24 protein-coding genes and 1 riboswitch are annotated in these 26,509 nt (G+C 64.7%); of the genes, 14 read left to right on the plus strand and 10 right to left on the minus strand.

Annotated features, from left to right (window positions below; translation table 11 throughout):
• Together OX459_RS09265 and OX459_RS09270 are read left to right on the plus strand one after the other, a co-directional pair.
• Positions 1 to 723, plus strand: coding sequence for an ABC transporter ATP-binding protein (locus tag OX459_RS09265; RefSeq protein ID WP_099667581.1), 723 nt, complete (start codon positions 1 to 3; stop codon positions 721 to 723).
• 148 nt (positions 724 to 871) lie between these two features.
• Positions 872 to 2,959 (plus strand): TonB-dependent receptor, encoded by a 2,088-nt coding sequence (locus OX459_RS09270; RefSeq protein WP_289904733.1) that lies wholly within the window; start codon positions 872 to 874, stop codon positions 2,957 to 2,959.
• Positions 2,960 to 2,962: 3 nt separating this feature from the next.
• Here OX459_RS09270 and OX459_RS09275 read toward each other — a convergent pair whose 3' ends face one another.
• The 7 genes from OX459_RS09275 to OX459_RS09305 all read right to left on the minus strand — a co-directional run bounded on the left by OX459_RS09275 (position 2,963) and on the right by OX459_RS09305 (position 11,071).
• Positions 2,963 to 3,283 carry a DUF2288 domain-containing protein gene (locus tag OX459_RS09275; RefSeq protein ID WP_251348370.1) on the minus strand — a complete coding sequence of 107 codons (321 nt, stop codon included), beginning with the start codon at positions 3,281 to 3,283 and terminating at the stop codon, positions 2,963 to 2,965.
• Between the two features lie 44 nt (positions 3,284 to 3,327).
• A complete protein-coding gene (locus OX459_RS09280; RefSeq protein ID WP_289904734.1) occupies positions 3,328 to 4,035 on the minus strand; it encodes an RES family NAD+ phosphorylase in 708 nt (235 codons plus the stop codon).
• A 2-nt stretch (positions 4,036 to 4,037) separates the two neighbouring features.
• Positions 4,038 to 4,475 carry an MbcA/ParS/Xre antitoxin family protein gene (locus OX459_RS09285; protein ID WP_071076812.1) on the minus strand — a complete coding sequence of 146 codons (438 nt, stop codon included), beginning with the start codon at positions 4,473 to 4,475 and terminating at the stop codon, positions 4,038 to 4,040.
• A gap of 137 nt (positions 4,476 to 4,612) precedes the next feature.
• Positions 4,613 to 7,231: a S53 family peptidase gene (locus tag OX459_RS09290; protein ID WP_289904735.1), complete on the minus strand. Its 2,619-nt coding sequence runs from the start codon at positions 7,229 to 7,231 to the stop codon at positions 4,613 to 4,615.
• An 83-nt stretch (positions 7,232 to 7,314) separates the two neighbouring features.
• A riboswitch (cyclic di-GMP riboswitch) is annotated at positions 7,315 to 7,401 on the minus strand.
• A gap of 275 nt (positions 7,402 to 7,676) precedes the next feature.
• A complete protein-coding gene (gene fos / locus OX459_RS09295; RefSeq protein ID WP_289904736.1) occupies positions 7,677 to 8,090 on the minus strand; it encodes a fosfomycin resistance glutathione transferase in 414 nt (137 codons plus the stop codon).
• Positions 8,091 to 8,321: 231 nt separating this feature from the next.
• On the minus strand, positions 8,322 to 10,022 hold the full coding sequence (gene recJ, locus OX459_RS09300) for a single-stranded-DNA-specific exonuclease RecJ (RefSeq protein ID WP_289897584.1): 1,701 nt from the start codon (positions 10,020 to 10,022) through the stop codon (positions 8,322 to 8,324).
• Positions 10,019 to 11,071 carry a hypothetical protein gene (locus OX459_RS09305; RefSeq protein WP_289904737.1) on the minus strand — a complete coding sequence of 351 codons (1,053 nt, stop codon included), beginning with the start codon at positions 11,069 to 11,071 and terminating at the stop codon, positions 10,019 to 10,021. Before OX459_RS09305 ends, recJ begins: the two co-directional genes overlap by 4 nt.
• 160 nt (positions 11,072 to 11,231) lie before the next feature.
• Here OX459_RS09305 and OX459_RS09310 point away from each other — a divergent pair, with 160 nt between their 5' ends.
• From OX459_RS09310 to OX459_RS09335, 6 genes are all read left to right on the plus strand, one after another.
• Positions 11,232 to 12,509, plus strand: a complete 1,278-nt coding sequence (locus OX459_RS09310) for a lipoprotein-releasing ABC transporter permease subunit (protein WP_251348375.1) — start codon at positions 11,232 to 11,234, stop codon at positions 12,507 to 12,509.
• 32 nt (positions 12,510 to 12,541) lie between these two features.
• Positions 12,542 to 13,807, plus strand: coding sequence for a lipoprotein-releasing ABC transporter permease subunit (locus OX459_RS09315; protein ID WP_071076820.1), 1,266 nt, complete (start codon positions 12,542 to 12,544; stop codon positions 13,805 to 13,807).
• A gap of 16 nt (positions 13,808 to 13,823) precedes the next feature.
• Complete coding sequence (lolD, locus tag OX459_RS09320) at positions 13,824 to 14,549, plus strand: lipoprotein-releasing ABC transporter ATP-binding protein LolD (RefSeq protein ID WP_035819561.1); 726 nt, start codon at positions 13,824 to 13,826, stop codon at positions 14,547 to 14,549.
• 9 nt (positions 14,550 to 14,558) lie between these two features.
• Positions 14,559 to 15,356, plus strand: coding sequence for a TatD family hydrolase (locus tag OX459_RS09325; RefSeq protein ID WP_289904738.1), 798 nt, complete (start codon positions 14,559 to 14,561; stop codon positions 15,354 to 15,356).
• Between the two features lie 4 nt (positions 15,357 to 15,360).
• Entirely contained in the window at positions 15,361 to 16,599 is a 1,239-nt protein-coding gene (locus OX459_RS09330; protein WP_289904739.1) for a PQQ-dependent sugar dehydrogenase, read from the plus strand.
• A gap of 94 nt (positions 16,600 to 16,693) precedes the next feature.
• Entirely contained in the window at positions 16,694 to 17,167 is a 474-nt protein-coding gene (locus tag OX459_RS09335) for a T6SS effector amidase Tae4 family protein (protein ID WP_289904740.1), read from the plus strand.
• 10 nt (positions 17,168 to 17,177) lie between these two features.
• On the opposite strand, the gene OX459_RS09340 is transcribed toward OX459_RS09335, so the two are convergent.
• Together OX459_RS09340 and OX459_RS09345 are read right to left on the minus strand one after the other, a co-directional pair.
• The gene (locus OX459_RS09340; protein WP_289904741.1) at positions 17,178 to 19,169 is read right to left on the minus strand and encodes a helicase-related protein; all 1,992 of its coding nucleotides are present in this window, start codon (positions 19,167 to 19,169) and stop codon (positions 17,178 to 17,180) included.
• Between the two features lie 131 nt (positions 19,170 to 19,300).
• Positions 19,301 to 19,438 carry a hypothetical protein gene (locus OX459_RS09345; RefSeq protein ID WP_289904742.1) on the minus strand — a complete coding sequence of 46 codons (138 nt, stop codon included), beginning with the start codon at positions 19,436 to 19,438 and terminating at the stop codon, positions 19,301 to 19,303.
• Between the two features lie 168 nt (positions 19,439 to 19,606).
• Here OX459_RS09345 and OX459_RS09350 point away from each other — a divergent pair, with 168 nt between their 5' ends.
• The 3 genes from OX459_RS09350 to OX459_RS09360 are packed head-to-tail and all read left to right on the plus strand — an operon-like array spanning position 19,607 to position 22,982.
• Positions 19,607 to 22,042, plus strand: a complete 2,436-nt coding sequence (locus OX459_RS09350) for a DNA internalization-related competence protein ComEC/Rec2 (protein WP_289904743.1) — start codon at positions 19,607 to 19,609, stop codon at positions 22,040 to 22,042.
• A 39-nt stretch (positions 22,043 to 22,081) separates the two neighbouring features.
• Positions 22,082 to 22,846: a hypothetical protein gene (locus tag OX459_RS09355; protein WP_289904744.1), complete on the plus strand. Its 765-nt coding sequence runs from the start codon at positions 22,082 to 22,084 to the stop codon at positions 22,844 to 22,846.
• The gene (locus OX459_RS09360) at positions 22,836 to 22,982 is read left to right on the plus strand and encodes a hypothetical protein (protein ID WP_289904745.1); all 147 of its coding nucleotides are present in this window, start codon (positions 22,836 to 22,838) and stop codon (positions 22,980 to 22,982) included. Before OX459_RS09355 ends, OX459_RS09360 begins: the two co-directional genes overlap by 11 nt.
• A gap of 3 nt (positions 22,983 to 22,985) precedes the next feature.
• Here the strand turns inward: OX459_RS09360 and OX459_RS09365 are convergent, their stop codons facing one another.
• Positions 22,986 to 23,909: a LysR family transcriptional regulator gene (locus OX459_RS09365; protein WP_289904746.1), complete on the minus strand. Its 924-nt coding sequence runs from the start codon at positions 23,907 to 23,909 to the stop codon at positions 22,986 to 22,988.
• Between the two features lie 151 nt (positions 23,910 to 24,060).
• On the opposite strand from OX459_RS09365, the gene OX459_RS09370 reads away from it, so the two are divergent.
• The 3 genes from OX459_RS09370 to OX459_RS09380 are packed head-to-tail and all read left to right on the plus strand — an operon-like array spanning position 24,061 to position 26,398.
• Positions 24,061 to 24,822, plus strand: a complete 762-nt coding sequence (locus tag OX459_RS09370) for a TSUP family transporter (protein ID WP_034756294.1) — start codon at positions 24,061 to 24,063, stop codon at positions 24,820 to 24,822.
• A gap of 21 nt (positions 24,823 to 24,843) precedes the next feature.
• Positions 24,844 to 25,539, plus strand: a complete 696-nt coding sequence (locus OX459_RS09375; RefSeq protein WP_289904747.1) for an HAD family phosphatase — start codon at positions 24,844 to 24,846, stop codon at positions 25,537 to 25,539.
• A gap of 58 nt (positions 25,540 to 25,597) precedes the next feature.
• Entirely contained in the window at positions 25,598 to 26,398 is an 801-nt protein-coding gene (locus OX459_RS09380) for an alpha/beta hydrolase (RefSeq protein ID WP_289904748.1), read from the plus strand.
• Positions 26,399 to 26,509 lie beyond the last annotated feature (111 nt).

Here is a 26,509-nt window from a genome sequence, read left to right on the forward strand (position 1 = left end):
ATGCTGACCATTAACAATCTGCACGCCGCCTACGGCAAAGTCGAAGTCTTGCACGGCATTTCGCTCGACGTCCCGAAGGGCAAGCTGGTGACCCTGATCGGCTCGAACGGGGCCGGAAAGACCACCACCATGCGCGCCATTTCCGGCATGCTCAAACCGAAATCCGGCACTGTCACCCTGGGCGGCAAGGATGTCACGGGGCTCGATTCGCACCGCATCGCCCGCGCGGGACTGGCCCATTCGCCGGAAGGCAGGAGGGTGTTCGCCTCGATGTCGGTGACGGACAACCTGCTGCTGGGCGCCTTCCCCCGTTTTACGCGGGCGCGCCCGAAAGGCGACATCAAGGGCGACCTGGACAAGGCGCTGGAACTGTTCCCCCGCCTGAAGGAGCGGCGCGACCAGCTGGCCGGCACCTTGTCGGGCGGCGAGCAGCAAATGCTGGCCATGGCCCGCGCCGTGATGCTGAATCCGGAAGTGATCCTGCTGGACGAGCCGTCGATGGGCCTGGCGCCGATTCTGGTGGAAGAAGTCTTCCGCATCATCACGCGCTTGAAGGCCGAAGGCGTGACCATGCTGCTGGTCGAACAATTCGCCGCCGCCGCCCTGAACGTGGCCGATTACGGCTATGTGCTGGAAAACGGCAGCATTTCCGTGCACGGGCCGGCGGAAAGCCTGAAAAACGATCCGAAGGTGATCGCGGCGTATCTGGGCGGCGGGCATTGAGCATGGCTGGACAATGCGCTTGCTGCGCATTGTCAAATCCTCTACACTGCGCTTCCCAACCCGCAGTGTAGAAAAAGGCATCATGCGCAGCGCCAGCCCGTTTTCCCCGCTTTTCCCTCCGCTTTTATCCCCGCTTTTTTTCCTGCTCTTGCCCGCCGCGGCCTGCGCCGACGATGCGCCGCTGCAAAAGGTTGAAATTACCGCCGCCAGCGGCGTACAGCAGCGGCGTGACGACACGGCCGCGAAGATCATCGTCAGCCGCGACGACCTGGCCCAATATGGCGACAGCAGCCTGGCCGCGACGTTGAAACGCCAGCCCGGCGTCTCCGTCGTCGGCGGCGAGGTGCGCATGCGGGGCCTGGGGGGCGGCTACACGCAGATGCTGATCAACGGCGACCCTGCGCCACCAGGGTTTTCCATCGAATCGATAGCACCCGAGATGATCGAGCGCATCGAGATTTTGCGCAGCGCGACGGCCGAATACAGCATGCAGGCCGTCGCCGGCAGCATCAACGTGGTCTTGCGCAAGGGCGCCAGCGGCGCCGAGCGCGAAGGGAAGCTGGGCGCGGGCCGGCAGGATGGCCGCTGGCAACCTGCCGCGTCGCTGCGCGTGGCGGACAAGCTGCCCGGTTTCGCCTATGCGCTGACGGGCGCGCTCGAGCGCACTGCCGACGACGTGGCGGGAAGGATGACTGAAACAAGCGCCGATGCCACCGGCACGCTGCTGGCGCAGCGCGACACGCGCACGCGCAATGCTTCGTCCGTCAACAAGGCCAGCCTGACGCCGCGCCTGCACTGGACCCTGGACAAGGGCGATACCATCACCTGGCAAAGCCTGCTGGACTGGTACCGCACGGGGTTTGACGGCGTGGCGCGCGAAACGACCTTGCTGGGGGCGGCCTCCAGCTATCCGCGCAATGGCGCCACCTCGCAAGCCAGCGTGTTTTCAGCGCGCAGCGATGTGAGCTGGGCGCACTCGCTGGGGACGGCGGGCAAGCTGACGGCCAGGCTGGGCGTCAACCACAACCGGCGCGACACGGATTACCTTTTCCATGGCGAGGCGGCCGCCGGCGCACCCCTGCTGCTGCGCGGCGTGGTTTCCGACGCCGTCGACGACAGCGTCAACAGCAGCGGCAAGTACCTGGGCCGGCTCGGTGGCGGCCACGCCCTGAGCCTGGGCTGGGATGGCAGCCTGATACGCCGCAGCGAGTCGCGCCGCCAGCGCGACACGTATCTTGCCGGCGGCGCGCCGTATGCGCTCGATGAAGACTATACGGCCGACGTGCGGCGCCTGGCCCTGTATGCGCAGGATGAATGGGAGGTGACGGCCCGGCTGCAAATGTATGTGGGCGTGCGCTGGGAAGGCTTGCAGACGGCGACCGAGGGCCGCACCTTGAGCGAAGTGCGCACGCGGGCCAGCGTCTGGAGTCCCGTGGCGCAGCTGCTGTGGAAGTTGCCGCAGCAGGAGCGCGACCAGCTGCGGCTGGCGCTGGCGCGCACCTACAAGGCGCCCACCACGCGCAACCTGGTGCCGCGCCGCTATACCGTCAACAATGGCAACAGCGCCAACAATCCCGATTTCCAGGGCAATCCCGACCTGCGCCCGGAATTGGCGTGGGGGCTGGACGCGGCGTATGAAAGCTATTTTGGCAAGAGCGGCGTGGCCAGCCTGTCGGCATTCACGCGGCGCATCAGCGACGTCACCGTGCAGCGCCTGGTCCTGCACGACGGCGTCTGGACGGCCAGCCCGTTCAACAATGGCGCGGCCACGGTGCGCGGCATCGAACTGGATGTGAAATTCCCCGTGCGGACCTGGTGGGCGCAGGCGCCCGACGTCGACGTGCGCGCCAATGCGGGGCGCAACTGGTCCAGGGTCGCCGCCGTGCCGGGTCCCGGCAACCGCCTGGCCAGCCAGGTGCCGGCCACGCTCAACCTGGGACTCGATTACCGGCGCTCGCCGGGGATGAGCATGGGCGGCAATCTGAACGTGCAGACGGGCGGCCTGGCGCGGCTCGATGCGCACGCCGGCAGCCATGCGGGCGTGCGGCGCACCCTCGACGCGTATGCGCTGTGGCAGCCGGACGCGAAAACGCGCGTGCGCCTGTCGGCCGCCAACCTGCTGCACCAGCAACAGGTGCAGGGGCAATCCTGGGGGGATGGCGAAGGCCGCAGCGACCGCGTGACGACCCTCGATGGCAGCGTTGCGCTGCGCCTGATGCTCGAGCGCAGCCTGTAGGCATCAGTGTTTGGTGGGCTTTTCCTGCTGCACCAGAATGAACGGGCTGACGACGACGGCCCACAGCGCGGCATCGGCTGCCTGCCAGTCCAGCGCCTGCTGGTCCGACACCTTGGCGACCTTGCCATCGACCATCCATTGCGTGATGGTGGCCTTGTCGTCGTGCGAGATGCGCACGGCCACTTCGACCAGGTCCAGTTCATTGGCGACCCAGACGACGTTGCCTTGGGCGAAATGCTTTTCCAGCTCGCTCCAGGCCAGGCGGGCCGTTTCGCTGTTCACTTTGAGGCGCAGTTCGGTGTCTTTTTCAGGATTGGTTTGCATGCGAAATATCAGGTTGCGGTGAGTCGGGTGCCGGTGCGCGCGGTTTATTTGCCTGGCAAGGCTTCCACCTGCGGCGTCGGCGTACCCCGCCATGTTAACCGATAGGCGGCGCCTTTGCGAACATTGCCCACCAGGGCAGGGCGGAAGCAGGCCAGGTTGGTGCCGCTGGCGTGCCGCACGCTGGGGAAGATCACGCCCATGGAGCCCGCTTCGAGCAGGATGGCGGCCAGGTCTTGCGAGGCGATGTAGCTGGCCGGGTCCAGGCAAGCCTGGTAGCGCTGCTGGCCGCGCAAGTCGTGGAAACTGGCGGAAAAATCGGCCAGCAGCGACTGGTAATTGACGCTGTCGTCGAAATAGTCGATTTCCTGGTATTCCACGGTTTTATGGAAAATGATCTCGGCCAGCGCCGTTGGCATGTCGAAGGCGCAATACCAGGCGCCCCGTTCGCCATCGTTGAAACGCGCCCCTTCCGGGCGGGCATACGTGTAGGCGGCGTTGATGATGCGAAAGTGCGGCACGCCAAAAACCAGCTCGTCCACGCCAATTCCTGGCGCGCCGCCGTACTCGGCCACCAGGCGCGCGTTGGTCGCGTTGTCGAGCTCGAACAGCTCGCGCAGGTGATCGTCGTTCTCGGCCAGGGGCGCCAGCACGGAGTCTTCCATGTCGGCGAAGCGCGAGGGAATCAGGCGGCAAGTGTCGATCTGGCGCAAGGCGGCCAGCGGCGGCAGGTGCTCATTCTGGGTGGCAGGCACGATCACAGCCCTCCGCGGCGCGCGTCGAGCAGCTTGCGCACCGTCTGCATGGCCAGCAAGCCGCCGGCCAGCATCTGCGACAGGGGCGTGCGGCCGCCGAAGATGGGATTCTTGTTGGGCAAACTCACCCATTCGTCGGCCAGCTTGTCGCCGTACAGGATGTGCAAGGCCTTGTAGATGCCCAGCAAATAGGAAATGCGCGTGATGCGGTCCACTTCCAGCACGCGGTCCGGGTGCTTCTTCCACTCGTACCAGGCGCTGCTGGACAGACCGCCCAGCAATTCGCGCGCATCGTCGTCGCGCAGCTTCCAGGCGGCGGCCAGCTTGAAAAATCCTTTCAAGGCCGCCTGCGACAATCGCTCGCGCTCGGCTTTGGCATTCAGGTCGACGAGCACGGCCGGCTCGAAGCGGCTCTTGGGGTAGGCGTAGGCGAGATTCATGACATATCCTTCATTAAAACTCTGTATATGGACTATTTATACTCCTTTTCTGGATTCGTTGCAACGGCTGCGCGCATGCAAAACGGGGCGCACCAGGACTGGAGTCCCGGTGCGCCCCGTTGGCGGGCCCCGTTCGCTTATCTGGCCGTGACGGTGACGGGTACGTTGAGTTGCGCCGTCAAGCCGTTACTGTCCACTGCCACGACCTTCAGCGCATAGCTGCCGGCCACCGGTTGCGGCCAGGTGGCCGTGATGGTCATGCCGCTCATGGAAAACTGCATGCCCAGCGGCGCGCCGAGGATGGAGATCCACAGGGCGTTCGCGCCCGGCGCCGTCAGCACGATGCTGCCGCTCATGGCCTTGCCGGCCACGCCCGTCATGGCGGCGGCGCTGATCGTGGGGCCGGCGGCGGCGATTTTCACCGTGGCCACGGCCTGGCCCGTCAAGCCCGTCTTGCTATCTTTGGCGATGACGGTCACGCTGTAGCTGCCCAGCACGGGGCTGGCCCAGCTGACGACGCCGGCGGCGCTGACGGCCATGCCGGACGGCGCGCCTGACAGGCTGTACGTGACGGGGTTGGGCGCCACCGTCGTGGCGGTGAACGACAGGGCCACGCCCGGCTTGCCGCTCACGCTGGCTACCGTGACGACGGGGGGCAGCGGGGCGGCGATGGCCACCGTATAGATACCCTTGCCGCTCAGGCCAGTCTTGCTGTCCGTGGCTGTCACGGTGACGGCATAGGTGCCGGCCACGGGCGCGGCCCAGCTCACCAGTCCGGCGCTGCTGATGGTCATGCCGGCCGGCGCGCCGGCGAGCGTGTAGCTGACGGGATTGGGGGCGGAGACGCTGACATTGAACGCCAGGGCCGTGCCAACCTTGCCCGTGATGGCGCCGGCGCCGACGACGGGCGGCGCGACGGGGGTAATGACGATGGCGTACACGCCCTGGCCACTGAGGCCGCTGACGGTATCCTTGGCCACCATGGTCACGGCATACGTGCCCGCGACGGGGGCGGCCCAGCTGACCACGCCCGTGGCGGCGATGCTCATGCCGGCCGGCGCGCCCAGCATGGTGTAGCTGAGGGGATTGGCGGCGGTGGCCGAGACGGTGAACGACAGCGGCTTGCCGGCCGCGCCGCTGATGCTGGCCGGCGCCACCACGGGCGCGGTCGGTGCAATCTGCGTGCCCGACAGGCCGGCCAGCAGGCTTTTCACGTTCGGCGTGCCCAGGCCGCCCAGCGGGTCATAGCCGACCCTGGCCGTGCACACGCTGCAGGTGCCGTTGCTGCCGCGCGTGATGTCGGCAAAGCTGCTGGCAAAGGTGCCGGGCACGCTGGCGATCTGGCCGTACAAGATGTTGTGCGGCAGGCCGAGCGCCGCCTTCGCCTGCAGCGCGCGGCTGGCGTTGGCGATGGCGACCAGGCCGGCCCATTGCGGCGTGGACAGGCTGGTGCCGCCGATGCTGAGCCAGCTGGCGGTGCTGCTGCCGGGTGTCATCACGGCCGTGTACTGGCCGGTGGCGGGGTCGGCATTGAAGGCCACGTCGGCGACGTTGCGGCGCAGCAAGTTGGTCAGGCCGGGCACGCTGGCCGTCTGGTAGGCGGGCAGTGCCGTATAGGCGCTGATGCCGCCGCCCGTGCCGGACCAGGCCGTTTCGCTGCGCACGCCGCTGCCGCTGTAGCTGAGCGTGGTGCCGCCCACGGCCAGCACGTTGGACGACACGGACGGCCAGGACACGCCGCTGCCCGAATCGCCCGTGGCGGCCAGGTAGCTCATGTTCTTGCCCGTGAAGGCGCTGTCGACGGATGCTGTCCAGTTGCCTTCGGCGGCGCCAAAGCTCATCGACACGACGCCAGGCCCCATCTGGTTGGCCAGGCGCACGGCGCCCAGCAGGCTGTTGATGGAAGCGTCGGGCGCCTCGATCAGCACGATGCGCGCCAGCGGCGCCGTGGCATGCGCCCACTGCACGTCGAGTGCGATTTCCATGGCCCAGCCCGAGTTATAGGCGGGCGCCGTGGCCGTCATGGTGCTCGATGGCGTGTTGTAGACAACAGAAAATTCACAGCCGCTGGCCGGGGCGGGCGGCAAGGGCAGGGTGGCATTCGTGGCGATAGCCTTGGTGGTGCAGCCGGGTAAGCCGAATTTCTGGTTGAAGATGGCCAGTTCGGCCGCTGCGTTCGGGTTGTGCATGGCGTCGACGATGTAGATCGTCTGTCCCGCGCCCAGCTGGGCCGCCTGGGCTGGCGTCAGCGCCGTGCCGGCCGCCGGCAGGGCGGGCAAGTCGTAGGCGGCGCGGATTTGCGCGGGAGAATAGGTCGCCACCACGCTGCTGCCGGCCATGGGCGCGGCGATGTCGCCCGCGCCGCCGTCCAGCAAGGGGGCGATATCCTGTGCCGCCTGTTCCGAGGCGGCGATTTTTTGCGCCGTCAGGCGGCGCGTGGTCATTTCCCGCATGGCGCCGGGCACGTTTTGCAAGTGCGGCCGCCAGTGGGCCGAGCCGCTGCTGTTGGCGCTGTCGCGCCCGTCAGGCGCATCGAGCAGGGCCGGGGCTGCATGGAACATCGGTTGCACCACCAGCGCGCCGACGGCGGCGGGGACGACGGGCACCTCGACGGTGAACTGTGTCGCTGCCGTGGCGATGGCGGCGGGCGGCGTGGAAGTCTCCTGGCCGGGGCCGCAAGCGGCCAGCAGGAGGGCGGTTGTGGCGCCCAGCAGCAGGCGCCCGTGACGGTGATGCGGGGGAATGATTTTTTTCATGGCGAAACTCTCCGAGTTGGGCGAGGGCCACATCTCGACAATGCTTCCAGGCTGGCGCCGCGCGCTGGCGGTCCCGGCCCTGCATTGGCAGCCCCGCTGCCGTGGCGCTTGCGCGCGGTAGGCCGGTGGCTTTGCGTCCCCGCCTTTCGACGGGTTTGCCCTCAAAACTGATCATGCATCATTGGGAATTTCCTGATGCGTCATCGATTTTAGTGAATTTGCCAAATAAGTGTTAACTATTTTCAATCAATATTTTTATTTATGCAATAAAATGTGGCAAATTTGCCTATTGATGGATGGAATCTTGTCAGGCTGATTAAGTCTTAAAAGCAAGGTTATCAAGGGTATACCGAGGCGTGACAGTGTTTTTTCACGGCAACGGTGCTTGCATTTTTCGTTTTCTAATGAATCTAACGAATTCAATAAATATGCGATCTTGCCGGTCTCAATCCTCGAACACCATGCCCTGATACGGCGCTGCGCGGCAGGCCGCCAGCCGCTGCGCCAGGCTGCCAGCATGGGCTTCCAGCCGGTGGCCGTCCGGGTCGAGAAAATACAGGGAATCGCCGGCGCTGCGGTTTTGCTGCCATTCGGGCACGCCGACGGCGCGCAGGCGGGCGGCAAAGGCGGCGAAGTCTTCCGTGGAAATGGAAAACGCGTAGTGCGTGTAAGCCGGGCTGGCCAGCGCGGCCGTGCCCTGTCCATCCAGCGACAGGCACAGCCACAAATCCCCGGCCGACAGATACGCGCCCCTGTCCCAGCGCGCATGCAGGTGCAGGCCCAAGGTGTCGCGGTAAAAGGCCACGCTGCGCGCCAGGTCGCGCACGGACAGGGTGAGGTGGTTCAGGCCGGTCAACATGGGGCTGCTTTCAGGTGGAGTGGAGGCCGGTTCCAGCTTCCGCAGTGGTTTGATGCGACGTTGCTGCAGGTAAGCATGAGACACAGAGTAATAAGACCGCAAACGTCGCAACACCTGACACAACCGTAGCGAGCGGAAGGAATAGGTGGTCGGGAAGCGCAACCGTACTTCCAGTACGGTGAGCATCGCCGGCCGCAAAGCGCGACGCGCAGTAGGTTTGGGCAGGTGCCATCAGACAGGCTCGGCGTGCTCTACCATGAGTTGTACTTTGGTCGTGCCATTGTATTCATTCGCATCGAGCCGGAAGGCGACCCGCGTGCGCTCGCCCAGGGCGTCCGTGTGGCCGAACCAGATGGCGTCGAAGCGCACGCCGTTCTTTTCCAGCAACAGTTTCAAATGGCGCTCTTTTAATATGCGCTGGCTGACGACGCGGAATTCGTCGCAAAAGACGGGCGGGGCGAAGCCCTGGCCCCACACTTGCTCATCCATCAGCTCGATGAAGGCCGTCGTGTAATACGCGTCTTCCAGCGGGCCGTCCGTTTCCACCACCCGTTCCAGCTGTTGCTGGCTGAGCCAGGCCTGGCCCACGGCTTCGAAGGCCTGGGAAAAGGCGTCGAAGGCGTCGGCGCGGATGGTCAAGCCGGCCGCCATGGCGTGGCCGCCGAACTTGTCGATCAGGCTGGGCGCCCGTTTCGACACGAGGTCGAGCGCGTCGCGCAAGTGAAAACCGGGGATCGAGCGTCCGGAACCCTTGATCCAGCCGTCGGCGCCTGGCGCGAACGTGATGGTCGGACGATAAAACTTTTCCTTCAGGCGCGAGGCGACGATGCCGATCACGCCCTGGTGCCAGGACTCGTCGAAGACGCTGATGGTGCTGCTGTTGGCCGGCTCGAAAGCATCGAGGTGCAGCAGGGCCGTATCCTGCATTTCCGCCTCGATTTCGCGGCGCTTCAGGTTGATGTCGTTGAGTTGCTGGGCCAGCGCCCAGGCGCGGCCTTCGTCGTCCGTGACCAGGCATTCGATGCCCAAGGACATGTCTTGCAGGCGGCCGGCCGCATTCAGGCGCGGTCCCAGCGCAAAACCCAGGTCGAACGGCGTGGCGCTGCGCGCTTCGCGGCCCGCCACGCGGAACAGGGCGGCCACGCCCGCATGCATATTGCCCTTGCGCATGCGCTTGAGACCTTGCGCGACGAGGATGCGGTTGTTCGTATCGAGACGCACCACGTCGGCCACCGTGCCCAGCGCCACCAGGTCGAGCAGGTTGTCGAGCTTGGGTTGCGTTTGCGCATCGAAGATGCCGCGCCGGCGCAGCTCGGCGCGCAAGGCCAGCAAGACGTAGAACACGACGCCCACGCCCGCCAGATGTTTACTAGGGAAACCGCAGGCGGGCTGGTTCGGGTTGACGATGACGGCTGCGTCGGGCAGGGTGTCGGCCGGCAAATGGTGGTCGGTGACAACCACCTGGATGCCGCGCCGGTTGGCCTCGGCCACGCCGTCGATGCTGGCGATGCCGTTGTCGACGGTGATGATGATGTCGGGCGACTTTTCGCGCGCGGTGAGTTCGACGATTTCCGGCGTCAGGCCGTAGCCGTATTCAAAACGGTTGGGCACGATGAAGTCGACGTCGGCGCCCATGGCGCGCAAGCCGCGGATGGCCACGGCGCAGGCGGTGGCGCCGTCGCAATCGTAGTCGGCCACGATGACCATGCGTTTCTTGGCGGCAATGGCGTCGGCCAGGAAGACGCCGGCCGCGCCGATGTGCAGCAAGCCGGACGGCGGTATCAAGTCCTTCGGCTCGATCGAGAGCTCTTTCGCGTCGGACAGGCCGCGCGACGCGTACAAGCGGGCCAGCACGGGGTGGATGCCGCCCTGGCGCAGCAATTCGGATTCGCGGTAAGGGCAGGGACGGGTGGCGATGCGGGTACGGGTCATGATGCTTTCAACTTGTTCAGGGTAATCGCGCGCCAGAATTTGCGCTGCGCATGCTTGCTGGTGGTGCAGTCCAGCCAGGCGTCGCGGTGGCTCAGCACCAGGCGCAACTGGCCCAGGCGGCCATCCTTGACGGCCGCCAGCAGGGGCGCGAACCAGTCCGCCTCCAGCGCTTGCAACTGTTGCAGCCACATGCCCCATTCCTGCGCCTGCGCCGCTTCGGTCAATCCGCCCAGCACGACGATGGCGTCGGCCTGGTCCGCCAGCACACTGCTTGGACTGGCATCGCGCCGCGCCGGTTCCGCCAGCGCGGCCAGCCAGCCGGGCGCGTCCTTCGTATGCAGGCTGGCCGCGCAGCGCGCAGGCGCAGATGCAGCCAGGCTGCCGCCCCAGATCCAGAAGGAATTGATGGCTTTCAAGCCCCGCGCTTCGCGTGCCGCGTTGACGGGATGTTCATGCCACAGCATCTGCACTTCATTCTGCAGGCGACGCGCGGCGCGCGCATGCTCGCCTTCCGGCATCCACACGGACAGGTCTTGCGTGGTGGCGGCGTCCGGCGTGGCGCACTGCAAGTCGCTCCAGCCATCGGCGCGCATGAACCAGGTGCCCGCGTCGCCATACGCCAGGGGCTGGCCGATTTCGTCGAAATACGGACGCGCCGTCTCGAACAGCGTGCGGCCATCGGCCTCGCTCAGCTTGAGCTGGCGCAAGTCTTCCAGGCTGATATGGCTGCGGGCGATGGCCAGGTGGGCCGGCTGCAGCAGGAAGTAACGCGCGCCCGCTTCCGGCGCCAGGCCGTAGCCGCGCATGGCCTGGGCCGCGAAGGCCGCCTGCGCCGCCTCGCCGTTGGGCGCGGGCGACAGGGTCAAGGCATGCGCCAGCCACGCTTCGTGCGGCAGCAGGCGGTTGGCGTTGTCAAAAGTTTCCAAATTGCAAGTCGAGGTGCGCGACAGCAGGGCCGCCAGGGCGGGTGCCTGCAAGACCTTGAACAGGTCGGCAGCCAGTTCGGCATTGGGCAAGGCGAAGGGCAGGACGAGGGTAAGTTGATTCATCCCGAGATTGTAGGCGATTGTGGCGGTAGGGGAGTAGTTCCTGCGCTTTTTCCCTTGACGGCGGGCGCGGGAAAAGTCGCGCCACGGTGATGTGTTTCACGCATGAGTGTCATTTGTGTGGCACACTGCGCGCTCGCATATTACGTTGTCGCGGGAGCGCATGAGCATCATCAAACAATTTCCTTTTGAGTGGCAGGTTGGCGTGCGCTATACGCGTGCCGGGAAGCGCAGCGGCCGCAACAGCTTCATTTCCTTCATCTCCCTCATTTCCGTGGCCGGCATCGGCCTGGGCGTGGCCGCCCTGATCGTCGTCCTCTCCGTCATGAACGGCTTCCAGAAGGAAGTCACCGACCGGCTGATGTCGGTGCTGGCCCACGTCGAGGTGTTCGATACCAGCGGCTCGATGCCGAATTGGCAGGCGCAGGAGCGCGCCGCCTACGCCAACCCGCAAGTGAAAGCCGTGTCGCCGTTCGTGGAAACCCAGGGCATGCTGCTCAACGACGAAACCATGCGTCCGTCCGTCGTGCGCGGCGTGCTGCCGCAGCAGGAAGCCACCGTCTCCAGCGTGGCTTCCCAGATGAAGCAGGGCAGTTTCAAGGATCTCACGCCAGGTTCGTACAACATCGTGCTGGGCATCGACCTGGCCAAGGCGCTGGGCGTGCAGGTGGGCCAGAACGTCACCCTGATGCTGGAACGCGAGCCGAAGGCGGGCGACCCGGCCACTGGCATCGTCATGCCGCGCATGCGCGCGCTGAAAGTCGCCGGCATCTTCGAGGCAGGCCACAATGAACTCGATGGCAGCCTGGCGTTTGTCAACATGCAGGATGCGGAGCAGCTGCTGCAGCTCGACGGCCCGTCCGGCCTGCGTCTGCGCCTGCACGACATGAACCAGGCGCCGCAGGTGGCGCGCGAATTGAAGGCCTCGATGCCGGGCCAGCTGTGGATGCGCGATTGGTCGCGCGCCAGTGCCAGCTGGTATGCGCTGGTGCAAAGCCAGAAGAACATGATGTTCATCATCCTCAGCATGATCATCGCCGTGGCCGCGTTCAACCTCGTCTCGACGCTGGTGATGTCGGTCACCGACAAGCAGGCCGACATCGCCATTTTGCGCACCCTGGGCGCCTCGCCGTTCTCGATCATGAAGATATTCATGATCCAGGGCGCGCTGGTCGGCTTGCTGGGGAGTGCCTTGGGCGTGATCGGCGGCGTCGTGCTGGCGTTGAACGTGGGCGTCATCGTGCCTTTCATCGAAGGCATCTTCGGCCTGCACTTCATCTCGAAGGAAATCTACCAGATCAGCGCCGTGCCGTCGGACGTGCACTGGCTGGACGTGGCGCAGATCGGCCTGATCGCCTTTGGCCTGGCGCTGGTGGCGACCATCTACCCGAGCTGGCGCGCCGCGCGCGTCAAGCCGGCCGAGGCGCTGCGCTACGAATAACACTCCAAGAAACGATAAAGACCGCCTGAATAATGAGTATTTTCAAGAATTTGCCCTTTGAATGGCTGGTCGGCCTGCGCTACACGCGGGCCGGCAAGCGCAGTGGCCGTAACAGTTTTATCTCCTTCATCTCGCTCATTTCCATGGCCGGCATCGGCCTGGGCGTGGCGGCGCTGATCGTCGTGCTGTCCGTGATGAACGGCTTCCAGAAGGAAGTGACGGACCGCATGCTGTCCGTGCTGGCCCACGTGGAAGTGTTCGACAACAGCGGCAGCATGCCCGACTGGCGCGCCGAAGCGGCGCAGGCGTTCAAGAATCCGGCCGTGAAAGGCGCCGCGCCGTTTGTGGAAACGCAAGGCATGCTGCTGCGCGACGATGCGCTGCGTCCCGCCATCGTGCGCGGCGTGCTGCCCGAGGAAGAGCCGAACGTCTCCGACGTGGCCGGCCAGACGCGTATGGGCAGCTTCAAGGCCCTGCAGCCGGGCACCTTCAATATCGTGCTGGGCATCGAGCTGGCGCGCGCCTTGCGCGTCAACCTCGGCGAAAAAGTCACGCTGATGCTGGCGCAGGGCCAGGTCACGCCGGCCGGCGTGCTGCCGCGCATGCGCAGCTTTACCGTCAGCGGCATCTTCCAGGCGGGTCACAATGAATTCGACGCGGGTTTGGCCTTCATCAATATCGAAGACGGCCAGCGTTTGCTGCGCCTGGACGGTCCATCGGGCCTGCGTTTGCGCCTGGCCGACATGAACCAGGCGCCGCAAGTGGCGGCGGAGCTGAAAAAATCCATGCCGGGCGACCTGTGGCTGCGCGACTGGTCCAAGCTGAACGCCAACTGGTTCGCCGCCGTGCAGACGGAAAAGCGCATGATGTTCATCATCCTGACCCTGATCATCGCGGTGGCCGCCTTCAACCTGGTCTCGACCCTGGTGATGACGGTGACGGACAAGCAGGCCGATATCGCGATTTTGCGCACCCTGGGCGCTTCGCCCCGTTCCATCATGAAGATTTTCATGATCCAGGGCGCGCTGGTGGGCATCCTGGGCACCATCCTGGGCGTGGGCGGCGGCGTGCTGGTGGCCATGAACATCGACGTCATCGTGCCCTTCATCGAGCACCTGCTGGGCGTGCAGTTCCTCTCCAAGGACATTTACTTCATCAGCACCGTGCCGTCCGACCTGCGCTGGCCCGACGTCACCAAGATCGGCGTGCTGGCCGTGATCCTCGCCTTCCTGGCGACCCTGTACCCAAGCTGGTGGGCTGCCCGCGTGAAACCTGCGGAAGCCCTGCGCTATGAATAAACCACTGACTATGACCATGACCGATCTGAACAAACCTGCCTCCAACGGCGCTTCCGCCGATTCCGCCGTCCTCAGCTGCCGCGGCCTGGGCAAGACTTTCACGCAGGGCAGCTACAAGGTGCAGGTCCTGGCCGGCATCGACATCGACGTCCATCGCGGTGAGCGCGTCGCCATCGTCGGCGCGTCCGGCTCGGGCAAGTCGACCCTGCTGCACCTGCTGGGCGGGCTCGATACGCCCACCAGCGGCAAGGTGACCCTGCTGGGCAAGGATTTCGCCACGCTCAGCGAAAAGGCGCGCGGCGACTTGCGCAACGCCTCGCTGGGTTTCGTCTACCAGTTCCACCACCTGCTGCCCGAGTTTTCCGCGCTGGACAACGTCGCCATGCCGCTGATGATACGGCGCATGAAGCGCGCGCCCGCCACCGAGCTGGCGCAGCAAATCCTCACGCGCGTGAACCTGGCCAAGCGCGTCACGCACACGCCGGGCGAATTGTCGGGCGGCGAGCGCCAGCGCGTGGCCCTGGCCCGCGCCCTCGTCACGCAGCCGGCCTGCGTGCTGGCCGATGAACCGACGGGCAACCTCGATCACGCCACGGCCGAACAGATTTTCGACCTGATGCTGGAATTGTCGCGCACCCTGGGCACGGCCTTCGTCATCGTCACGCACGATATCGAGCTGGCCAAACGCTGCGACCGCGTGCTGCGCCTGACGGACGAAGGGCTGCAGCCGTACCAATACTAGGAATTCGCCATGTGGATCGACACGCACTGCCACCTCGACGCGCATGAATTCGGCAGCGAATCGCTGCAGGTGGCGGCGCGCGCCAGCGCTCAAGATGTGGGCATGATCGTCATTCCCGCTGTCGAACGGGCCAATTTCGGCATCGTGCGCGATCTGGCGGCAACGGCGCCCAACGCCTGCTATGCCCTTGGTATACACCCGATCTACGTGCCGCACGCCACGGACGACGATTTGATCGCCCTGCGCGCGGCCGTGCAAGCCGCCATGGCCGACCCGCGTTTTGTCGCCATCGGCGAAATCGGCCTCGATTTCTTCATTCCCATGCTGTGCGAACCGGCCATGCGCGCCAAACAGGAGCATTTCCTGCGCGAGCAGCTGAAGATTGCCCGCGACTTCGACCTGCCCGTGCTGACCCACGTGCGCCGCTCGCAGGATATCGTCCTCAAACATGCGCGCCAGATCCGCCCGAACGGCGGCATCGCCCATGCGTTCAACGGCAGCTTCCAGCAGGCGCAGGGTTATATCGACCTCGGTTTCAAGCTGGGGTTTGGCGGCGCCATGACGTTTACGCGCGCGCTGCAGATACGCCGCATGGCGGCCGACCTGCCTTTGGAAGCCATCGTCCTGGAGACGGACGCGCCCGACATTTCCCCCAGCTGGATCCACCCTGGCCGCAACAGCCCCGAAGAATTGCCGCGCATCGGCGCCGTGCTGGCCGAGCTGCGCGGCCTTGATATCGCGCAAGTGGCGCTTGCCACCAGCGCCAACGCGCGCGCCGTGATGCCCCGATTACCCCTGATGGAGTGAGACCATGAACAAGAAAATGCTTGCGGGCGCCCTGGCAGCCTGCCTTTCCGGCGCGTTTGCGCCCGCCCAGGCGGCGACCGGCGCCCAGTGCGACGGCATGCCGCGCCTCGACGTCACCACGCCGGCCGGCTTTTGCGTGGCCGTGCTGGCCGACGGCCTGAAATTCCCGCGCGGCGTGCTGCCGCTGACGAATGGCGACATCGTTGTCACGGACATGGCGGGATGGGCGCCGAAACAGGGTAAATTATGGCTGTTGCAGCCCAAGGCGGCCGGTGGCGGCTACGAGCGCAAGCTGTTGCTCGACAAGCTCGATCGCCCGAACGGCATCGTGCAGGGGCCGGACGGAATGGTCTACGTGGGCGAGGTGGGGCGCATCTTCCGCTTCGACTTGCGCGATCCGGCCCGCGCCATCACCGACGTGATCGGCGGCACGGCCAAGACGCCGCGCCTGCCGGGCCTCGGTTTGCACCTGCTGACGAACATGCGTTTCAGCCCCAAGGGCGACCTGTATGTGAACGTGGGGTCGAGTACCGACCATTGCGAGAACGATGGCAAGGCGCCCGATCCGGCCAAGGCTTGCCCCTCGGCGGAAGGGCCGGAAGCGCTGGGCGCCATCCGCGAATACACGATGGCGTGGCCGGCCGGCACGGTGACGAGCTGGCGCACGCATGCGCGCGGCTTGCGCAATTCGATGGCGCTGGCCTTCCATCCGGCCACGGGCGAGCTGTGGCAGGCGGAAAACTCGCGCGACGCCATCCAGGCCGCCATGCCGCAGCTGAAAAGCGACGAAAACCTGCCGCATGAAGAACTCAATTTGATCAAGGCCGACCGGCACTATGGCTGGCCGTACTGCTACGACGACAATGTGGCCAGTCCCGAATATCCGAAGACGGCTTGCGACGCCCAGTATGCGGCGCCGCAGCGCCTGCTGCCCGGCCATGCCGCGCCGCTGGGCATGACCTTTTACACGGCCAGCCGCTACCCGGCGTTGTACAAGAATAGCCTGATCATCGGCTACCACGGCTACCGCAGCAATGGCCACCGCCTGGTGGCCCTGTTGCCCGACAAGGCTGGCGCGCCGCTGGGCAAGTCCGTCGAGTTGATCGGCAACTGGGAGCGCAAGGGCAAGCAGGGCAGGGGCGCGCCCGTCGACGTGAAGCAGGGACAGGATGGCGATATCTATATGGCCGATGACCATAATGGGCTGGTGTTGAAACTGCATTACGAGGCGGGCAAACCGTAATGCATATCGCTTGACCTCGCTCAGTGCGGGGCTGCCGCATCCTCCTACAATCGGCCTGAGGTTCCCTATCGTCCAGGGGCAACGGGAGGCCGGCGTGAAACCCGCATTCATCAATCTGCGTGAAAATTACTCGAGCGTGGCGGCCGTCGACCAGGCGGCCTTGTTCGGCGAAATCGGCTGGGAAGACTTGATCGGCAAGGACAGCTTTGCCAATACCTGCGCCATCCGCGTCAGCCTGGCCCTGATCAAGGCCGGCGTCCAGGTCAGGGGCCGCATGGCCATCCGCAAGGGGCCGTTCAAGGGCGCGCTGATCGAACCGGGTCAGGCCAAGCTGGCGCACATGCTGGCCAGCCCGTCGATGTTCGGAGCGCCCGAAAAATTCGCCAGGAATGCCGCCATCGCCGGCATCGGCCAGCGCCAGGGCCTCGTCGCCTTCTTCCGCATTCCCGGCTACCTGGGCGGCGCGGGCGGGCATATCGATATCCTGCTGTCATCCATCGGCGTCAAGGAGTGCGGCACCGAATGCTACTGGGAGTGTGGCGAGGTCTGGTTCTGGCCACTCCATTGACGCATGCTTTTTACGCTTGTTTGAACTTCTTCGAACGTCCGCGCGAGGCTGCATTGTGCGCGCGCAGGATGGAGTCGACCCGCTCGGACGCATCGCGCGACAGGTTTTGCGCCACGGCGATATCGGGGAAGAATTCGGGCAGGCGGTAGCTGAGCCACGCATACGCGGAATAGTAGCGGCACGTGTCTTCCACCTGCTGCAGATTCTGCGTGCCGCCGCCGTAGGCGTGCTGGCGCAAGGTAGACGTCTTGCCCAGCGACAGATTCTTCGCCCAGTGTTCCCACGCCGTTTGCAGGGACGGCACCTTGCTGGAAATCGGCACCAGCGACAGGGTGAACTTGTCGGCCACGGACAGGGGCAGGGTGTCGAGCCAGACGGCGCGCTCTTTCTGGTCTTCCGTGATGCGGGGGAAGAAAAAGCCGTCCGGCACGTCGATATTGTGGATGAAACGGCGCAGCAGTTTTGACAGCGACAGCTCGCCCGTCACCGACGAAATGCGGTGCAGGTGTTCCAGCGACGGCGCCACGGCAAAGCCGCTGGTGTTCAGCGGATGCAGTTTTTCCTTCAGCAGGGCGCGCATCACTTCATGCGTCTCGTTGTCGTAGCCGGCCACGAGGCCCTCTTCATGCACGCCGTAGCGGCCTGCGCGCCCGGCGATCTGGCGCGCCAGCGCGGCCGAAATCTCTTCCTCCTCGCGGCCATTGTATTTGACGCAGGTGGTCATGACGATGCGCGCGATCGGCATGTTCAGGCCCATCGCCAGCGCGTCCGTGCCGACGACGATATCGGCCGTGCCGTCGCGGAAGCGCTGCGCCTGCGCGCGCCGCACTTCCGGCGACAGGTTGCCGTACACAGTCGCCACCGACAACCCCGTTTCCGTGATCATGTCGCGCCACATCAGCACTTCGCGGCGCGAAAAGGCGATGACGGCGTCGCCGCGGCGCAGGTTGCGCACCTTGCGCACGGCCGTCGGCTCCATCGACAGGGGCGCCATGCGTTTCAAAACATGCACTTCCAGCGGGCAGTCCAGGCGCTCGGCCAGCGCTTCGATGGCGCGCCGCGCTTCGGGCGCCCCCACCAGGTAGACGGTGTGGGCGGGCGCGCCGCAGACGGCCGCCGTCCATGCGGCGCCCCGGTCCGGGTCGGCCAGCATCTGGATTTCATCGATGACGGCCACTTCGACGACGGTTTTCGTGTCCAGCATTTCCACCGTGCTGGCCACGTGCGTGGCGCCGTCGACGACTCTGCGCTCCTCGCCCGTGATCAGGCTCACGGCCAGCGGCTTGCCGTGCGGCGCGGCTTCCTGCAGGCGTTCATAGTTTTCCAGAGCCAGCAGGCGCAAGGGGGCCAGATAGATGCCGCTCTTTGCCTTGACCAGCGCTTCCATGGCGCGGTGCGTCTTGCCGGAATTCGTGGGCCCGAGCAGGGCGACGAAGCGGCGCGGCAGGCGGCGCGCCATCTCGAACGAGGCGGGATATTCGGCCAGGTTGATGCTCTGGCGCGTGCGCGCCGCGTGCTGTTCTTCCTGCTGGCGCTCGATGGCGTGATTGAAACGCTGGCGGATGCGGTCGAACACCATGCCGGCCGGCTCCGACGTCTGCATGTCGGCCAGCGTGTGCAGGAAGACCATCGGGTCCGTGTCCACGTCCTCGCTCAAGCCCGCGATATCGGCGACGAAATCGATTACGTGCTGGCGCAGCTCCTCGAAGACGGCCGCGCTGGCCCGTTCGCGCACCAGGGCCAGCTTGGTTTCGCGGTCCATCTTGCGCCACTTGGCCGGCCGCGCCAGCACGCCCTGGCTTGGTACCAGCGCATACGGCACCACCAGGTGGCCCGCCTTGACGACGCCGGAAAAGCGCACGAAGACGCGGCCTTCCATCTTGACGAGGCGGATATGCTCGGCCAGTTCCCCCAGTTCCGCGACCAGGGTGGCGTCGTTATTGTCTTCGTTGCTGTCGGAAATGTCGGTGGAAGTATCGGGAGGAAGTGCGGAGGAAGTCATGTCGTGCCTGGGTGTTGAAGTAAGCGAGGCCGATTATACCGTCGATGGGGGCGGGCGGTGGAGGGCAGGCTTGGTGTTTGCATGGTCAAGCGGCACGCGCGCGTATCAGGCGCAGGCCAGGTCGAGCACGCTCAATGGCGTGTCCGCGCCGGTATCAGGCTGGTCAGCATGTCGTAGGACGAGGTCCAGGTGCCGGTGGCGGAACTGGCTGGCAGATGGGCAAACGCGGCGCTGGTCACGCCCGCTTGCCTGTGATGAACGTCCTGCAAATAGTTTCCGGCCGCTGTCCGTGGGGGCATGCAAGGTTCGCAAGTCATGGCGCCTTGGCGCTGGATGGCGTGCAGGGCCGCGTTTATCCACGCCACCATTGCGCCAGATCAGATGGCAAATAGTGGGAAAGGGGCACAGTAGCTGAATCCCTTTCGCGTCGAGTTCCCATGCGCACCCTGATACTCGGCTTTGCCGCTGGCGCCGCCTGGTTGCAGACGCAGGCAAGCTTGCCGCCGCATGCGGGCGTGCTGCTGTGGGGGATCGTGGGCGCAGGGTGGGCGGCGAGTGTGGCGCTGCGCCGTCACGCGCGCTGGGGCTCCGGCTGGCGCTGCGTTGTCGCGCTCGCCGCTGGCGTAGGACTGGGATTTTATTGGGCGGCCTGGCTGGCCCAGGCCGCCATGGCGCCGCAGCTGGCGCTGGCCGATGAGGGGCAGGACATCATCGTCACGGGCACCGTTGTCAGCCTGCCGTACCGTTTTGAGCAGGGCGTGCGTTTTAATTTTGCCGTGGAGAAGGCGGTTGGCGTGCAGGTTCCTCCCTTGATCGCCCTGTCCTGGTATGCGGGTTTTCGCGATGAAGTGACGAACGAGGTGGGCGACGTGCAGCCAGGCGAGCGCTGGCGCCTCACCGTGCGGCTGCAGCGTCCGCATGGCAATGCGAATCCCATGGGCTTCGACTACGAGGCGTGGCTGCTGGAACAGGGCGTGCGTGCCACGGGCTATGTGCGGCCGCAGCCGCGTGCCGATACGCCGAACGTGCGCCTGGCTGCCTTCGTGCCCGGCTTTGGCAACGTGGTGGAGGCGAGCCGCGCGGCCTTGCGCGCACGCATACTGCGCAGCCTGGAAGATAGGCAGTATGCGGGCGTGATCGTGGCGCTGGTGGTGGGCGACCAGCGCGCCATCCCCCAGTCGGACTGGCAAGTATTCAACCGCACGGGCGTGAGCCACTTGATCTCTATCTCGGGTTTACACATCACGATGATCGCGGGACTGTTCGCCCTGGGTGCGGGCACGTTGTGGCGGCGCTCGTTTTTTACCGACTGGCAACTGCCCTTGCGGCTGCCGGCGCAAAAGGTGGCGGCGCTGGCCGGTGCGCTGGCGGCATTTGCCTATGTGCTGCTGGCAGGCTTCGGCGTGCCCGCGCAGCGCACTTTATATATGTTGCTGGTGGTGGCGCTGGCCCTGTGGCTGGGGCGCATTACCAGCATCGGCCATATCCTGTGCCTGGCGCTGGGCGTCGTCGTGCTGCTCGACCCGTGGGCCGTGCTATGGCCTGGTTTCTGGCTGTCGTTCGGCGCCGTCGCCACCATGCTGTATGCGACGGCAGGCCGCACCACGGTGCCCTTGCCGCAGCAGGCGGGACGCTGGCGCCGCCTGCGCGCGGCCATGGCGCTGGGCGCATACACGCAGTATGTGGTGACGGTGGGGCTGGTACCGTTGACGATGCTGCTGTTTTCGCAAGTCTCACTGGTTTCTCCCGTCGCCAATGCGCTGGCTATTCCCGTCATTAGCCTGGTCGTCACGCCCCTGTCTCTGGCTGGCAGCCTGCTGCCGGCGCCCCTTTCCGATGGACTGTTGCTGCTGGCGCACGCCATCGTGCAGATGCTGGCACAGGTGCTGGACTGGCTGGGTGCGCGCCGCTTTGCCGTGTGGACGGCGCCCGCGCCGCCAATGTGGAGTTTTTGCTGGGCATTGTTCGGCACGGCATGGCTGCTGGCGCCACGGGGATGGCCCCATCGCTGGGCGGGCATGCTGGGCTGGCTGCCCCTGCTGACGGCCTTGCCGTCCAGCCCGCCACCTGGCCAGATGTGGGTCACGGCCTTTGACGTGGGACAAGGCATGGCCGTGCTGGTGGAAACCCACGGCCACCGCCTGCTGTATGACACGGGTCCCGCCTACAGCCTCGATTCCGATGGCGCCAGCCGGGTCATCGTGCCTTACTTGCGCGCGCGCGGCATCGCCAGGCTCGACGGCGTGATCATTTCCCACAGCGACCTCGATCACGCGGGCGGCGCCGTATCCTTGCTGGAAAACGTGCAAGTCGGCTGGCTGGCCTCGTCGCTGTTCGACGGCCACCCGGCCATCGAGGCACGGCGCCAAGCCCGGCTCCCGTATCTGCATTGCGTGGCGGGCCAAAGCTGGACCTGGGAAGGGGTGCATTTCGCCATGTTGCACCCGCTGCCCGCCAGCCACATGGACATCAGCTTGACGCCGAATGCCCGCAGTTGCACCGTGAAAATCACGGCAGGCAAGCATGCCATCTTGCTGGCCGGCGATATCGAAGCGGCGCAGGAAGCGCAATTGCTGGCGCGCTCGGCGGAGGGTGAACTGGCGGCAGACGTGCTGTTGGCGCCGCACCACGGCAGCGGCACGTCTTCCACGCCGGCGTTTTTGAGCGCCGTGCATCCGGCCCTGGCCATTTTCCAGGTGGGGCACAGAAACCGTTATAAACATCCGAAGGCGCAGGTGTATGCGCGCTATGGCGACATGGGCATTACCCGCTTGCGCACGGATGTGGAGGGGGCGGTGGTGCTGGCGTTTGGGGACAATATTGATGTGACGCAGTACCGCGCCAGCCGGCAGCGCTACTGGCATGGCCGATAAAGTAATACACCTCATCGGATACGGGACAGGAGGCCGATCATGTGCGATGAATGCAATCGTTTCGAGCGTTTGCTGACGAAAGTCGACGACCTTTACCGGCGCTTGCGTTCGATTCAGTCGAATCAATGGTTATGTCATGTGGAGATGATTTCACCAGCGTTGGCGCAGGCGATACAGCATACGGGTATTGGTATTGCGAGTGGCTTGTTTACTGGTTTGCTCTTATTTGGATTGCAATTCACGAGCGATCAGCTTGTCAGTGACATGGCCAAGTCGTTACAAGGGGAATTTATTGCGCATTACATGGCTATTCCCTCGCCGCTGTCCAGTCTTGTCCTATTCCTGGTGTCGTGCACCATGTTGTTGGCTGCAGAGTGGGGGCATTTTTTAAGGCAGAAAGTACTAGTGCCTGTCATACATGGCATCTCGCATACAGTGTCAATTACCACCGGGATGTTATTGTCGCTCGTCTTTTCGGAAGTGCTGACCAAGAGTCTTCTATCGAATGTTAGGCAATGGTTGGGCAGCCTCCTTGTTATTTTGATAGTGTGGCTACTCGCAGTGACGATGAACGCAGTTATTTATTTGTGTCGCTACGGCGTGGTGGGGCTATGGCGAAATAAGCGTTGCGCTGGCGAAGACTGTCCTGTTTTGCAAAAAAAGTATGAGGTCCTGCACTTTATTTTTCCGCTGCTGGGCATTTTTCTAATATTGTATTTGTGGGGAGATGTCAGGCGGAGTGCCTTACAGGTGGCGGATGCTGCCAGGGCCAATAAGATGGCGAGTTGTGCAGTTGTGCATTGACGTTCAGCGCAGCGACCGCGACCGCGCAGGCGCCTGTGGTGCAGGCATTGCTGGCGCTGCCATGCGCGAGGTGGCCGTCTTTGCCTTCGACGGCGCGCAGTTCGCCGTGTATGGCGATGCCATCGTGGCGCAATAGACCCTAACTTTCTCTTTCATCCGGTATCTCCATCCCCCTTTTGCGCACATATTCCAGAAACAACCGCGCCCCCTTGGCCATGCGCGAGGTGCCGTACACGGCATGAATGCTGGGGTCCAGCTCCTTCGATGACGTCAGCCGGTACGCCGTGCAGACCCTGCGCAGGGTGCCGTTGGCCACGGCCGGTTCCGCCAGCCAGCTGGCCAGGCGCACGATGCCGGCGCCTTCCAGGGCTGCCTGGAAGGTGGCGATGCCGGAAGTGAAGCGGAAACGGGGCTGCACCTGGTAGCGCACGTTGCGCTCGCCGGAAACGAAATGCCAGTCGCGCAGGATGCGGGGGGCCGAATGCATGATGATGTCGTGGCCGGCCAGCTCCTCCGGTTCCCCGGGCGCGCCCATGCGTTGTATATAGTCGGGCGAGGCGTACATGTAGCGGCGGTAATTCCACAGGGGGTAGCCGATCAGCTCGCTTGACTGGGGAAAGGCGCCGCGGATGGCGAAATCCAGCTTTTCCTGGATGGGGTCGATGGATTTATCGGAGAAATGGATGTCCACCGAGACGTTCGGGTAGTCGCGCGAAAATTGCGCCACCACTTTCGGCAGAAAGCCCAGCGACAGGATTTCCGGCGCCGACAGGCGCACCCAGCCTTGCGGCGAATTGCTCAATTCCGCCAATTGGTCTTCCGCCTCGGCCTGCGTTTCCAGCAAGTGCTTGGCCGACGCGTAATACGTTTCGCCGGCCGTCGTCAGGGTGAACTGCTTTTGCGTGCGCAGGATCAGCTCGGCGCCGATGGCGTCTTCGAGGAACTGGATGGCGCGCGTGACGGCCGACGGCGAGCGCCCCAGCATGCGCGCCGCGTGGATGAAGCTGCGCTTTTCCACCACGGTGCAAAAGGCGCGGATCTCCCACATCAGTTTCATCGACATCGCGTGACTCCCGGCAAAAGAGGCCAGTAGACCGCACGGGGCGCATTCCGTCAAGCGTTACGCATGATTGCGTTTTCCGCAATATGAAGTTGCATCCGGAAAAATCCACGGCGCCTATACTGCCGCTGTCGCCCATTCCTCATTGCCTATCATGCTGACCATCTCGCTGCTGTGTTTATTTGCCTTCTTTGCCGGCCTGATCGATGCCGCCGTTGGCGGGGGCGGGCTGATACAGCTGCCGGCGCTGTTCAACCTGATGCCGAACATGGCCTCGACCTCCCTGCTGGGCACGAACAAACTGGCGTCCGCCTGCGGCACCACGTTTGCCGCTCGCTCGTTTGTCGGCAAGGTGCACATCCCGTGGCTGCTGGTGCTGCCGGCCGTGGCCAGTGCCTTTGTCATGTCCTTCATCGGGGCGGCCGCCGTGTCGTATGTGCCGCAGCAGGTGGTGCGCCCGATGGTGCTGGTGTTGATCATCATCATGGCCATCTACACCTTCATCAAGAAGGATTTCGGCACGACGCGCGAAGCGCGCCCCATCGGGCCGCGCGAGCGCATTCTCGCCATCGTCATCGGCGGCGCCATCGGCTTCTATGACGGCCTGTTCGGGCCGGGCACGGGCAGTTTCCTGATTTTCCTGTTCATCCGCGTCTTCGGCTTCGATTTCATCCTCGCTTCGGCCTGCTCGAAACTGGTGAATATCGCCACCAACGTGGCCGCGCTGGCCTTTTTCATTCCTGCCGGTCACGTGGTGTATGCCGTGGCTGCACCGATGGCTGTGTGCAATATCCTGGGCGCCCTGACGGGCACCTGGATCGCCGTGCGCCGTGGCGCCGCCTTCGTGCGCATTTTGTTCCTCGTGCTGCTGGTGTTGCTGATCGTCAAGTTGTCCTACGACATTTTCTTCAAGTAAGTTTCTGAACGACAACAAGCCATGAAAACCATCCAGGGCGTGCTGTGGGACAACGATGGCGTGCTGGTCAACACCGAGCAGCTGTTTTACGAAAGCAACCGCGACTTGCTCTTGCCCTACGGCATAGACCTGACGCCGAAGCAATTCTTTGACTGGTTCCTGGACAATAACTACGGCGCCTGGCATGTGCTGCTGGGGCAGGGCCATGATATCGAGCTGGTCGAGCGCCTGCGGGCCGAGCGCACCGCGCTGTTCGCGCAGCGCCTGCGCCAGGCGCGCCAGCTGGCCATGCCCGGCATCGGCCAAGTGCTGGCGGCGCTGCGCCCGCACGTGGCCATGGGTGTGGTTACCAGTGCCTACGAACAGCATTTCCGGATCAGCCATGCGGCCACGGGCTTGTTGCGCCACTTCGATTTCGTGCTCACGCGTGAAATGTATGGCGAAAGCAAGCCGGCGCCCGACGGCTACCAGCTGGGCTTGCAGCGCCTGGGCCTGGCCGCCGCCGACTGTGTGGCCGTGGAAGACTCGCCGCGCGGCTTGCGCGCCGCCAATGCGGCCGGGCTGGAATGCATCGTCGTGCGCAATCCCATGAACCGTCATTACGCGTTCGACGACGCTTTTTGCGTCGTGGATTCAAACGCCGAGCTGGGCGAAGTGCTGGCGGCGTTCGTGCCCGGCATGGCCCATGCGCCCCGGCAATTAGAGTCCTTCCTCTGATACGTCTTGCCGGCATGCCATTACAATTGTTTATCGCATTCACCGGCACCGACCCACGATGACCCTCCCGCAACTGCACTTTGCCCATGCCAACAGTTATCCAGCCGGCACTTACCGCAAGCTGTTTGGCCTGCTGGGACAGCATTACACCGTGCAGGCGCTCGACATGCATGCGCACGATCCCGAATACCCCGTCAGCACGGGCTGGCCAGAGCTGGTGCGCGAGTATATCGACGACCTGGAGCGCCGCTACAGCGCGCCCGTGATCCTCGTCGGCCATTCGCTGGGCGGCATGCTCAGCGTCATGGTGGCCAAGCAGCGGCCCGACCTGGTGCGCTGCGTGGTCTTGCTCGATTCGCCCGTGGTGGCGGGCTGGCGCGCCTTGCTGGTGCGGCTGGCGCGCAACACGGCGCTGGGCGAGCGTTACTCTCCCGCCCGTTTTTCCGCCCGGAGGCGCAAGCTGTGGCCCGACGCGCAAGCCGCGTATGAGCATTTTGCCGCCAAGGACATGTTCGCCATCTGGGCGCCGCAAGTCTTGCGCGATTACATCGACAGCGGCCTGGCGCCGCATCCGAACGGGGTGCAGCTGCGCTTTACGCGCGAAGTGGAAACGCAGGTCTACCGCAGCTTGCCGCACCACATCGGCGGTCTCGTCAAGGACGGTTTTCCAGTGCCCATCGGTTTTATCGGCGGCACGGAATCGGTGGAATGCCGCCAGGCGGGCTTGACTGCCACGCGCAAGCTGGTCGGCAAATTTTTCCGCCAGGTGCCGGGCGGGCATCTGTTTCCCATGGAAAACCCGGAATTGACGGCGCAAGTGGTGCGCGAGATGATCACCTCGCTGTTGGCGAAACACTAGCCGACTGGCAAGGATTTTCAGCGGGCAAGGGCCAAAAGTGGCGGTTTTTCGCGTAAAATCCTGCCATCCGGGCCACGCCTGCAGCAGGCGTGCGGCCCCAGCCATTCCGAT

Source organism: Janthinobacterium sp. SUN026 (assembly GCF_030397625.1).
In the GTDB taxonomy this organism is placed as follows: Bacteria; Pseudomonadota; Gammaproteobacteria; order Burkholderiales; family Burkholderiaceae_D; genus Janthinobacterium; species Janthinobacterium kumbetense.